At 35.2% G+C, this 13,439-nt stretch carries 7 protein-coding genes; all 7 read right to left on the reverse strand.

Going from position 1 to position 13,439, the window contains the following annotated elements; translation table 11 throughout:
- Nucleotides 1–64: 64 nt before the first annotated feature.
- The gene (locus FAF07_RS07520) at nt 65–1,351 is read right to left on the reverse strand and encodes a glycosyl hydrolase family 17 protein (protein WP_142784516.1); all 1,287 of its coding nucleotides are present in this window, start codon (nt 1,349–1,351) and stop codon (nt 65–67) included.
- 17 nt (nt 1,352–1,368) lie between these two features.
- Nucleotides 1,369–3,171, reverse strand: coding sequence for a glycoside hydrolase family 3 protein (locus FAF07_RS07525; protein ID WP_142784517.1), 1,803 nt, complete (start codon nt 3,169–3,171; stop codon nt 1,369–1,371).
- Between the two features lie 30 nt (nt 3,172–3,201).
- Nucleotides 3,202–6,663: a hypothetical protein gene (locus tag FAF07_RS07530; protein WP_142784518.1), complete on the reverse strand. Its 3,462-nt coding sequence runs from the start codon at nt 6,661–6,663 to the stop codon at nt 3,202–3,204.
- Nucleotides 6,664–6,734: 71 nt separating this feature from the next.
- Entirely contained in the window at nt 6,735–8,063 is a 1,329-nt protein-coding gene (locus FAF07_RS07535) for a glycoside hydrolase family 2 TIM barrel-domain containing protein (RefSeq protein WP_142784519.1), read from the reverse strand.
- Nucleotides 8,064–8,073: 10 nt separating this feature from the next.
- On the reverse strand, nt 8,074–9,612 hold the full coding sequence (locus tag FAF07_RS07540) for a sugar porter family MFS transporter (protein ID WP_142784520.1): 1,539 nt from the start codon (nt 9,610–9,612) through the stop codon (nt 8,074–8,076).
- A 187-nt stretch (nt 9,613–9,799) separates the two neighbouring features.
- Nucleotides 9,800–12,499 carry a PKD domain-containing protein gene (locus FAF07_RS07545; protein ID WP_142784521.1) on the reverse strand — a complete coding sequence of 900 codons (2,700 nt, stop codon included), beginning with the start codon at nt 12,497–12,499 and terminating at the stop codon, nt 9,800–9,802.
- Entirely contained in the window at nt 12,496–13,413 is a 918-nt protein-coding gene (locus FAF07_RS07550) for a glycoside hydrolase family 16 protein (protein WP_142784522.1), read from the reverse strand. Before FAF07_RS07550 ends, FAF07_RS07545 begins: the two co-directional genes overlap by 4 nt.
- Nucleotides 13,414–13,439 lie beyond the last annotated feature (26 nt).

Raw genomic sequence — 13,439 nt, forward strand, 5'->3', positions numbered from 1 at the left:
TTAAAAAATCCTCATTATTACATTCGTTTCGTTAAGCTTTAATAACACTAACTTGTTTACTCCTTTAATGGTGCACCACACCGTAATGAGCCGGTGGCACTAGCACATCTTTCATAAGCGCGTCTTTATCGCCACTATATGTTTTTGTAATAGGTTTTCCGTCCCGAGTTAAGCCATTAAAAACACCTTTATCTACCAAATCCCAAATGGCATATTTTGCTTCTCCTTTGAGGGTGATTAGACCAAAATGATTTTCAGAACCCAATTGATTAGCCGCATCTTTCCATTGTTCATCAAAAGCTTCAAAATAAAAACAAGAGATTTTTTCTTTATTTGTCCACTCTCTCATAAGCTTATAGTACTGTCCAGATTTATACTCATCTGCTGCCTTGGATCCATTAGAACCATAATGTCCGTTAGAAACTGTCGCCCAACCTGTTTCACCAATATGAACCGGTTTATTTACACCTAAGCTTTTCATATAATTAGATACAGAATCGTATTGTTTTTTAACAAACTCTTTTGATCTAAGCATTGCCGATTCGATTTTTTCTGAATCGGACCATTCATATTCATTTTCTGGTACGATCCAAAACGCTGGATTATAATGCGAGTTATGCATCGGGTAGGAATGCATAGAAATATAATCTACCGCTTTAATCAGATTTTCTAATTCGGGTGTGCGATAGCTTAGATCTCCACCTCCCCAAGATGAAAAATCATCAGAACTGGTAATCCATAAATCTTTCGAGAGCTCTCCAGATTTTTTTAAATCCTGTAAATGATTCACCCACTTAAGAATCACATTTGGGCGCACAAAATAACTGGTTGCCCAACGCACCATGGCTTCATTACCAACTGCAATTACTTTAACAATATCTGGATATGCCTTTGCCAATGCAACTGCTCTGTCTATTTCACCTGCATTTTGTTCACTTTCCACTTCATGATTTGGTTCTAAACCTGTCCATGCATTTTGACAATCTATCCAGGCGCCGAGCATGACATACATTTCGAAAGATGGATCTTCTTTTTTTAATGCGGATATAGCCTTTAATAAATTTGGAGCATGCTGTAATTGTACGTTATAAGTTCTTAAAATTTTAATGCCCATCGCAGATAAAATTTTCATGTCCTCCTTTAATTGTGGAATGGTAGGTTGACTGTCTCTTGATATCTGCCTGTATCCTCCATAAGAAATGGCTAAGTAATCTGGATTACCTAATATTTCTGCTGCTGTAATATGTTTTTCTTTAATCACGTGTTTTTCTTCTTTTTTTGGCTTGTTTTGACAACCAATCATAAAAATTAAAATTGGTAGTATTAATAGTTTTTTTAGATTGGTTCTCATGTTATTGTTATTTAAATTTAATACTTAAGTCCATACCCGAATTCGTATAAGGGTGTTATTGATTTATCCCAAAAATTTGGACCATATTTTCCTTTAAAATCTTCTTCATGTTTTGGCCATGAATGTGGCAATTTCCCTTTAAAATTATAGTCTCCAAACAACACTTCCGCTAAACCGTCGCCTTCCGATCCTGGTAACCATGCTGCTACAAAAGCATCAGATTTTTTAATTTGATCGGTAACGACCAAAGGCCTTCCTGAAATTAGAACGACAATGGTTTTAACACCCAAATCTGAATATGTTTTTATATAATTTTGATGTGATTCGGCTAAGGTGAGTTGGTATCTATTCATTTCACCTCCAATATCCCCAAAAAATTCAGCATAAGGCGTTTCGCCCACAACAATAATAGCAACCTCAGCATCGCTATGGTTTCCAGTGGCATCGGCATCATATATCACTGTGCCCTTTGCCGCATTTTGAATACCTTCTAAAATGGTTGTTGCTCCTTTATAATGCTCTCTAACGCCTTGCCATTTTATTGTCCATCCTCCAGATTGTAATCCAGAATTGTTTGCATGTTCACCAACTACTACTATTTTTTTTGTTTGCTTATCAATTGGCAATGCTTTATTCCCATTTTTAAGCAAAACGAGAGATTCTCTCACAATTTGTCTAGCTTTATCCCTATGAGCAGAACTTCCTATTTTTGAAATTAACGTGGAATCTGGAAAAGGATTTTTAAATAATCCCAATCTATATTTCTGACGTAAAATTCTTTTTACAGCATCATTAACCCTGTCCATGGATACAGAATCGTATTCAATTCCTCGCTTTAGACCTTCCTGGAATTCATACAAATCACCATCAACCGCCATGGCCATATCAACCCCTGCATTAATGATCTTATTTCTTCCAAATTTTGTGTAACCTTTCCAATCTGTAATCACAATACCATCAAATCCCATACTTGTTTTTAAGGTATCTGTAATTAGTGTTTTGTGAGCATGCATGTCTATATCAGACATGGTATTAAATGACACCATAACGGCGCCAATACCTGCTTTAACAGCGACGCGGTAGGGTGGTAGTAGGCGTTCGTTAACCTCTCGTAAACTAAGTGTTGTATTTCCGCCTTCAATTCCAAAATCGGTAGCACCATCACCCACATAATGTTTTGCGGTTGCCATAACCGTATTGGTTTGAGACAAGTCGCCTTGGTGTCCTTTTACAGATGCTCTTGTTAATTGCGACACCAGTTCAGTATCCTCTGAAAACGCCTCGTAAACACGTCCCCATTTTTCATTATAGGGTATTGCCAAACATGGTGAAAACACCCAGTTAAAGCCTGTTGCTTGAGCTTCAATGGCTGTAATGGCTGCAGCTTCTTCAACTAGTGTGGCGCTTCTAGTAGCGCCCATGCCAATATTATGCGGAAATATAGTGGCACCTTCAAAGGAGTTTTGTCCATGCACAGCATCGACTCCAATTAACAGCGGGATTCCTAACCTGGTAGACAGTGCCATTTTTTGTAAAGCCGTAAATTTTGCCTGCCAACCCATCGCATCTTCCCCAGGATTTGGACCCATAGTATGAATAATAGATCCAATATATTTAGCAGGAATTTCTTGTTCGGCTAAACTATCAAAATGTCTAATTTGTGACATTTGACCTATTTTTTCGTCCAATGTCATTAAAGCTAAAAGAGAATCTACCTTTTGCTCTATTACACTATTGGGGTCAACTTCTTTTGGTGAAGATTCTTTACATGAATTAAGAGCATACAAGCACAATCCTGCCAAAACAAGTTTTAAACTCATGTATGTATACCTATTATTCATGTTACACAATTATTTTACTACTGAAACAATTATTTGACCAATCTCTCCCGTTCTTTCGAACACTTTTTTACTTGTTTGAGCATCTAATTCTAAAGTATTAAGATCTAAATCCATACTCTGATTGAATGCCACTTTTAAACTTTCTGTTTCAGATAATTTATAAATAATTGGGATTTGACAATAGGTAAAACACAATGAATTTTTTTCTAATTCAATTGTCTTAAAGGTTTTATAAACATCAAAATATTCAAAGGTTTTAGGCGTTTTCAAAAACTCATTTCTTCTTAATAACCGTGGATTAAATAATAATTTACCATCCACAACATACACGCCTAATTCTCCAAATCGGCTTAAAATATCTTCTTTCACTTGACCAGTCATGCCTGGTTGTTGTGCCCCTTTAGTCGCTGGTGTATGCGAATACGGATCTGTAGGAACGGCACCGTATAGTTCTGGTGATTTATGAACCCCAATACCTTCATTGATTTCATAATAGTGATCCAACAATTTACCAATAGTCACTTCGTCTTCGTTACGCTCTATGGCAAGCAAACAGGTCTCCTGTACACTGAGTAATAGTTTAGATACCATGTGCCAGTAAATAGATCCCAAACCTTCATAACCAAAGAAGGTTCCCGATCGGCCTGTAAAAGCTTTATGATCAAAAATGTCTTCAAAAATATCCAATACTAATTTTGAATCTTGGTCAATAAGTGCTTCATACCTTTCAGTTGGTAGTGCTGATAAGGCTTTCTTTAAACTCGCAGCATTGTTAAATGCACCATTAAAATGATAATTGCCTTGTATGTCTTTTTCAATAATTTGTTTGTTGTCGTCTTTTACAAGTTGTTTTAACAAAGCCGAAGCCTCCACTTTTTCTGGAGCAATATTATTCTTTACATCAAATCTTGGTAGTTCTTTATTTGGATACAGAATATAACTGTATTGATCTGGTCTAAATAAAGCACTGCTTTTTAATGCATTCAGTACTTCTAAAGACTCTTCTCCATTGATATACCCAGAACTTAATACGGCTACTTGCCCTTCTAACATTTCTGGCAAGTATGAGATCGATACTTCTGAATCGTTGTCAATGGTCATTAAATTATAGGCATGGAACAAGTTGTCTTCCCGTTTGTTTGCATCTATACTATGATCTAAGTATTTTTTAGAGTTTTCTAAAAATTGGAGTAAATCACTTTTGGTAATAATGGCTTTATCACTTGAGAAATCATTTTCGTAAATTGTGTTCCTAAAGTCACTACCTGCATTGCCAAGTGCATCTAATACGGTCTTTCTATCTTTATTGGAAACCTTTCCAGTAAGTATGTAAAGGTTTTCGTTAAATGTAATTTGTACTTTATCAAAGAACTCAACAAGCTCGATGGAAATTTCATTCTGTTCGTATGGCATGTTTTCAACCACACCTTCCATAAAGTTTAAGAAACGTCTTAGGTAATAAAGCGTTACCATAGACACACCATTTCCTACTAATGCATTATTGGCATCATTCCATTCTGGTCGTTGTGTATTCATCCAAATACCACCTTCTGGGATGAAGTTTGATAGTTTAGCCAATACGGTTGCCAATAACTTCTCAATAAGATTCACCTTATAAATGAAGAAGGTTTTATCTCTTAATATAGCGCCATCTGCACCCAACTCCAATCGTTTTTGGTCAATTTTTTTATCTAATTCATGATCAAACTCAATCGTGTCTTTCGGATTGTCTAATATATCCGCATAACTTTTTATTCTGTAAGGCACATTGGCATACACAAAAATGTCTTGCTCAAAATATGACGCTAATTTGTTTGGATAATGGTTTTCTATAAACTCTAAAAACTTAAGTAAATATATTATTTGGTGATCGCCCCAATACCCAATATACGACCATGGATCGTCTGCTTCTATTTTTTCCCAATCGAAACCATCTTTAGTGACGCGGTATGGATTATAGCCGTCAAACGTAGTTGCGTTTAAGAATTTATGGATCATACTTTCAATAAACTCAGGATAGGAGTGTGCCAAGGCTTCCCAATTTTGGAAAATATCTCTCCAGTTCCCTTCGTAATCCAATATTTTAGAGCCGTCAATTTCGCTTGTGGTATTGATTGAAAACCTATTCCAAGGTCTACTTGGGTCGCCATGCCTTCTACTAAATTTAAGTGGCATGTATTCCATAGCAAGTCTTTTGAAATTTTTATCTTCATCTTGCTTTGCTAATCCCTTTAAATGATTAAGCGTAAACTTTTCTGGTAGGTTATCAAGTAGGACTTCTTTTTTCTTAAATACTTTTTTATTGGCACTTTCTAAATACTTAACAAAATCCCATTTTTCAATTTGATAGCCGTCATCAAAAATACCACCGCGCATAATATTAAAAAGCGTATTTGCAAAATGGCGTGTATTTCTTAGTTTATCGGCAGTTAATTGTAAACCATCCGAAGCGGCATTTAGCTCTAGTAATTTTTTAGACCCCAATTCGATATCATCTTGTATTAGATTAACAAGATTTTCGTCATTTTTAATTAATTCCGCTATTTCTGATATGTCACTCATTGTTTGGTTAACATCTGCGACCAGCATCCAATTTTGTTCAGATTTAGGTTCTAACGAAACATCTGCACAAATAAAATAAGCGCCTTTTTCAGCCTTAACATCTACTTCTTGGGTTATATTTTGGCCTTTTCTAAACTTGTCCAGTTGTAAAGACGACACTACATACTTTGCCTCTTTTATTCTTGTAGACCAAGCAATCGTTGCTTTTAAAGCTTCACTAGGTTCTGCTTTATCAACAATCATGGAACTTAGTGCGTAGGTTCCTATCCCTGTATTTTCATCCAATTCACATTTCTTATAGGCATCCCCTAGATTACTTCGCTTTGCCTGTAAATCTTCTGAAATGCCATAGGGAAGTATATTTTGAATCCCATCTAATACCGTGAGTTCAACGTTTTTATTAGTGTTATTTTCTAAAGTAGACTTCCTTATAAAGCCAAAACGATCACTTGAATTCCAATGGTATCTAAAAGTCAAGCCTAAGTCTTCGTTTATTTCTTCAAAGACCACTTTATTCCCTAAGCCATTCTTGTATAAATTTCTTTCAATTTTATAGACTCCTGCATATCTATCAGATAGCGGTTCCCATAAATAGGCTTTACTTTTAGCATGTACTCGAATGATTGTTTTACTCCCTGTAAGGTCTGCAGATTCAGTAATCTTATCATCTGTATAATATGGAAAAAGTGAAGATTCACTATCTTTTCTTCCTGCAGATAATCCGCCATTACTCGAAATAAACATCCAATGGTTAGAATCACTCACAATGCTCATGAAAAAGGGTCTCATGGCATCTGAATTGGAAATTTTATAGTAATCTTCGTTATCGAAATTGACAAGTTTGCCTGTAGCTTCCTTTGATTCAAAAGAGGCTTCTTTATTGCCTATATAAATTTTACTCTGTTTCATTAATTAATAATTTTACATTTAGGTCCAACATAAACCTCCTATAATTTTTTTTGAGATTGGATTGTTATTTTTTATTCAACTTTAAATGGGATATTTGCAGTTGCCGCATGATTATATCCATCATCTGCAAACACAAATAAACGATACTGTCCTTTTTCTGGTACTATAAATTTTAATTCTCCGTTATTATTATTTATTATTTTAATGTCTACATTTTCCGGTCGCATTTCCAAGTCTCCACCATCCTTTAAATCTGTGCTTTCATGTAAAATCTCCCATGAATACGAAATACTGTCTTTTTCAAAATCTCTAATTTTAACAAATGCTGACATTTCTTTTTCAGAATCAATTATAACATCTTCATAAGCTGTTTTGTTATTTAGGGTAAAAGATTCTATTTGTGGCGTTCTGTTTTCTGGCCATTGCTTAGTCCATATATAATGCATCACATCTACAGATTCTGTTTCTTTACCATCCTCTATAAATACACCATACCAAGTAGGTGTTCGCTCTTGTTTTTGTCCCCATAAAAACACATAAGATCCTAAACACTGTGCCGTATCGGACGCTATAGCAATTTGATATCGTTTTAAGTAGTTAGCGGCTTTTAATGTGCTGTTTTCTTCAATAGGCGCATTCCATGATGTTTTTGGAACTTCCCAATGTCCTGTCGCTCCCCATTCTGTAACCATATAGGGACCGGTCCATCCAAATTGCTTTATCTCTTTTGGCAACCTTTCTATTGCACCGTACAACTGGATCGATAAAATATCGACATCTGGACAGCGTTCTTTAATAAGATTAATTTCCTTTTGAGATATTCCAGCGAGGGTAGTCGTGGTTAAATGATTTGGGTCTATGTCATGAATCATTTTTGAAATATCGTTGACCGCATCCCAGACTTTAGGGTTTGTAGCTCTTAAATTTAATTCATTCCCAATAGCCCAAATTAACAAAGCTGGATGGTCCTTGAATTCCAAGACTTCTTTTCTTATGCGCTCTTTTTGATTTTTTACTGCTGCTTCATCATTATAATCAAAACCATGGCGTTCTCTAGCCACTTCAATTCCCATGGTTACCATTAAACCATTTTTATGAGCGGCGTCTAAAACTTCTTTTCCACTTTGTTTGCCATTATCCGTGCGCCATGTTCGAAATGAATTTCCGTTATGTTTAGCTAAGGCAGCAATATTTCCAAACTCACAGCCTGCGCCGTTTATATAAAAAGGTTCGTTATTAACTAATAACTGGTACTTTCCATCAGTGTTATTTAAAGTTACTTTAGCCGCTTTTTTTTCTAATGTATTCAACTCTAATTTTGTTATATTTTGTTCAGATTTATCATTTTTACAACCCATAACAATTATGAAGCAAAGACCTAGTGTAAAAATATTTTTCATCTGACTTGTATTAATTTGTAACTAATTCCCTTTCTATTTGTTCTAAAGATTTTCCTTTGGTTTCTGGCAGTATTTTTAACAATACAAAGAAACCTACAACTGCGATTGCTCCAAATATGAAAAAACTCAATGCATTTCCAAAATTTGATAGTTCCCATGGGAAAAAAAGTTGTACAAGGGAACTTATTAAAGAATTCAAAAATGCTATAACACCTATTGCAAGGCCTCTGTATTTTATTGGATAAAGTTCCGAAAGCAACACCCACATAACGGGACCTAATGAAAATGCAAAACATGCAATAAACCCTAAAATACCTATCAAAACTAAAGTAGCATTCATAGTGGTTGCAGCTTCTAAAATAGTGCCGTCATTTTTACTATACACTTGATTTCCTAAAGCCAATTTCATATCGTTTTTAAAATCTACATCATTATCATATGCTTTGTTTGCATAAGGTTCCAACTTATTAGCTCCAGAAAATTCAAAACTTGTTATTTCTTCAGTGGTAAGTGTATAAGTTGCTTGTTTAAACCCGTAGGCGCAGAGCAATAGACTTAAAGCAATACCTGCCGTACCAATTAATAATAATGGTCTTCTGCCCATTCTATCAATTAAATACATTGCTACAAAAGTAAAAATTACTGTTACCGTACTTAATAAAACGCCTGATGAGAAGGCTGCATCTGTACCAATACCTGTTTGTTTAAAAATGGATGTCGCATAAAAATAAACCGCATTAATACCGGTTACCTGCTGAAGTATTCCAACCACAAGACCAACGATTAAAATAAATCGCAATGATTTTTTGAGTAAATCTTTAAGAACTACTTTTGATTTGTTTTTATCTTCGTTGATATTTTTTTCAATGAATCCTATTTCAATTTCACCTCTAGCTTCCCCATGAATTTGATTAAGAATTATTTTTGCCTCATTGAACTTATTTTTTAAACATAACCACCGCGGACTTCGAGGCACAAAAAATAAGGTGGCAAAATAAAGGATTGCCGGAATTAGCTCGACTCCTAGCATCCATCTCCATACATTGTCATCCATTAAAAATGTACTATCTACAGTATTGTATTTATTAAAAAAATAGTTGCTTAAAAACGCAGCAAAAAAACCAAGTACAATATTTAGTTGCTGAACAGACACCAGTTTTCCTCTGTTTTCTGCTGTAGATACTTCTGCAATATACATGGGTGCCAAAACAAGTGCGGAGCCAAATGCTAAACCACCAACCATTCTTGCTATATAAAGCATTTCAAAAGATGTCGCATAAGCCGAAAACAATGCAGAAAGTGCATATAAAAAAGCCACTGTCAATAGAATTTTCTTTCTACCAATAATATCGCTCAGCCTCCCGCAAAAAAGCATGGCAATCATAGCTGCAAAAGAAGGTGAACTTACTACCCAGCCAATTTGCCCTTCGCTTAAATTAAATTCTGGTCCCGCATAAGACATGACGCCAGAGATAATACCCGCATCAAATCCAAAAAGAAAACCTCCAAGGGATACTACAAATGCAATAAGTATTAGTTTTTTAGACATGTATAATTATTCCTTTATATTATATTTTACTCTTAGTAAATTATTCTCATTAAGCACAATAGATTCAAAATTTTAAACCTAAAAATTAATATTTCTAGATAAACAATTATGAAAACCTTTATTAAATTTTACTTTAATATAAGGGTTGAGTAATTACTTGCTCAACCCTTATTTAATATATTATAAACTACAATTGAGTTACTTGAACATCATCAATATATACAACGCCACCACCATCGGCATTCCCACTACCTGTAAGCTGTAATAGCAATGAAATATTGCCATCAATATTGCCATCAGTAACAAATGTTTGTGTAAATGTATTCCAAGTATCTAAAGGTGTATCAGGTGCATTACCTAGATTATGCTCTACCGCTCCAGCTGAAAGTTCTGAAAATGCTAAAACTTGTAATATAGAACCCGTTCCAAGAGCCGTTGTAAATCTATATTTAAAACTAACCTGAACTGTTACTCCTCCAGTAATAGATGATGCAAAACGCTCCATTTTTATATTAGGTGCCTGGTTTGCTCCAGTAGTTAATTTTGCAGAATATGTTCCAGTGTTGACTTGTTCAGTACTCACAGCAGCTGTACCTCCGCCTAAATTAAACTGCCAGCAAGCACCATCGCCACTATTAGCTTCAAAGCCACCGTTAGCAAGCAATTCTCCAGTAGGAGGATCAATAGTGCAGCCAGTACCGCCACCACCACTAGCAACTTGCTCAATATCATCAATATAAAAAGTGCCTACCGCATTACCTGGACCATCTATAAATACAATTATATTGCTAAACGATTCTGACGTTGCAAGCGTAAATATTAACTCTTCCCATCCTGTTCCTACATGGTTTTGATCGTTTTCAACTGGGGTTCCGCCACCCTCTACTTTTAATTTTATAGGTAGACTTTGTGTTGAATATAACTTAAGTTTTATCGATTTGTCTGTTGAAAAGTCAATAGGAGTGTCTAAGGTAAAATTAAGGTTTTCCCAATTATTTCCTATATTAACAATCTCACCAACTTTGGTAGCTACAGCATTGATTCCATTTACTTGTGGATTATCTATGATACTAAAACCTATATCTCCTGCAACTCTTTTTGATTCATAATCAATACTTTCACAATCAAAATCTATTGCTAATTCTAGTGTGGTGTCTGTACACGCAGTACCACCGCCGCCACTAGCAACTTGCTCAATATCATCAATATAAAAAGTGCCTACCGCGTTACCTGGGCCATCTATAAATACAATTAAATTACTAAACGATTCTGACGTTGCAAGCGTAAATGTTAACTCTTCCCATCCTGTTCCTCCATGGTTTTGATCGTTTTCAACTGGGGTTCCGCCACCCTCTACTTTTAATTTTATAGGTAGACTTTGTGTTGAATATAACTTAAGTTTTATCGATTTGTCTGTTGAAAAGTCAATAGGAGTGTCTAAGGTAAAATTAAGGTTTTCCCAATTATTTCCTATATTAACAATCTCACCAACTTTAGTAGCTACAGCATTGATTCCATTTACTTGTGGATTATCTATGATACTAAAACCTATGTCTCCCGCAACTCTTTTTGATTCATAATCTATACCATCACAATCAAAATCTATTGGTAATACTAGTGCAGTGTCTGTACACGCTGGAGACGTTGGTGTTACTGAAACTTGCTCTATATCATCTATATAAAATATTCCAGCAGCCGTTCCAGGACCGTCAACAAATAATACCACATCGTTATATGATGCTGAAGAGGTAAATGCAAATGTTAACTCTTCCCATCCAGTACCTGTATGGTTTACATCAACCTCAATTGCGGCTTCTGTGCCATCTTCTAATTTTAATTTTAGAGGCAACGCTTGATCTGAAAAGAATTTGAATTTAATGCCTTTGTCTGTTGAAAGATCTAAAGCTGTATCAAGATTAAAGAAAGCATTTTCCCAATTAGCTCCAACATTTGTAATTTTTCCAACTTTAGAAGCCTCGCTATTAATGCCTGAAAGTTCTGGATTATCAACAACATCAAAAGATACATTACCAACAATTTTATCTGTATATGCAATACCATTACAATCAAAATCTATTGGTAATTCAAGTTCTGTTTCTAAACATGGTATGTCAGCAGTTGCGATCTGAGAAATATCATCTATATAAAACGTTCCAGAAGTAGTTCCTGGACCATCAACAAACATGGTAAATCTAGAATAACTCGCGGCAGAATCGAACGTGAAATAAATTTCTTCCCAGCCTGTACCACCGTGGCTAGCCGTTGCTTCTGATGCTGCAGCTGTACCTTCTTCTAATTTTAATAAAACATCTACTGCCGTATTAGACCAAAAAATGACTTTAATAGTTTTGTCTGTTGTTAAATCTATTTGAGTGCCTAAATCTATATAAAAACCTTCAAAAGCAGCACCACTATTTGTAATTGCTCCTACTTTAGAAGTACTTGCATTTGCACCTCCAGGTGCTGGGTTATCAACGACTTCGAAAGATGCTCCATTAAATACCTCGGCCTCATATTTAGTATTTTCACCATCAAAAGTAATAGGCAATGTTGCTATTTCAGGAATTAAAATAGTTATTTCATCTTCAAAAGTATCTGTTGCTCCAGAAACATTGTTTGCTTCTAAAACAATAGTATATGTCCCATTCTCATAAGCTTTAACTGGATTAATAAGAGTAGATCCACTAGTATCACCTAAATCCCATGCATATGTATTAGCATTTTCTGAAGTGTTTATAAATGTTACTACACCAGTATCGCTATTTAATGTGTAAGTGAAACCAGCAGTAACTTTTGGTAAAACTACATCGTCATCTTCACAACCTACAAAGGATAACGCCAATATCAAAACTGATATATATTTAAATGTTTTAATTAATTTTTTCATTGTCTTGTTTTTTTAGTGTTATTATTTTTATAAACTCTTACGTAATCTACGAGCATGGTTTGTGGAAATATTTCGTCGCTATCTGGATTTCCAGGGAATTCACCGCCAACAGCCAAATTTAAAATGATATAATATGGTTTGTTAAATACCCATTCACCTAACTCTCCAGTTTCATTTGCTGGTGTTACTTTAAGATCCGCAGGCGTTATTTGGTTATATAATACGTCATCTACATAGAAGTTAATGTATTCAGTACCCCATTCAATACCAAAAATGTGGAACCCTGCATCTAGCCGCTCTTCTAAATCATAGCTTTTAGTGATTTGACCTTGAGGATCTGTTAATCCTGAGTATCCAGGTCCGTGTACCGTTCCGCTAATAGTGGTTGGCTCTTTTCTTCTATATTCCATGATGTCAATTTCGCCACATTGCGGCCAATTAGAATCAATTTGCTCTCCAACATCCTCACAATCTGCTCCTAGTAACCAAAAGGCAGGCCATAAACCAGAACCAGCTGGAAGTTTTATTCGTGCTTCAAAACGTCCGTAGCGTTGTTCAAATAATCCCTTGGTGGAAAGTCTTGCTGAAGTATATGAGGCATTTTGAAAGCTCTCTTTCTGAGCCGTAATAAGCAATAAACCATTCTGTACGGTTACATTTTGCGAACGGCTTGTATAAAATTGTAACTCATTATTCCCCCAGCCGTCAAAGCCTGTTCCAGTATCGTAACCCCAAATAGTGGGATTCGGAACTCCATCAACATCAAATTCGTCTGCCCAAACAAGCTCTTTAAACTTTGCCACTGTTTGTGTTTCATCTGTTTCACAACTGTAGATAACTAAAACCGCTACCAATAGAAAAGACATAAACAGAAAAGCTTTTTCCTTTATTTTATATTTATTTTTTTTATTCATCTTTTTATTTTTTGAATTTTATATTA

Source organism: Changchengzhania lutea (genome assembly GCF_006974145.1).
Taxonomy (GTDB): domain Bacteria; phylum Bacteroidota; class Bacteroidia; order Flavobacteriales; family Flavobacteriaceae; genus Changchengzhania; species Changchengzhania lutea.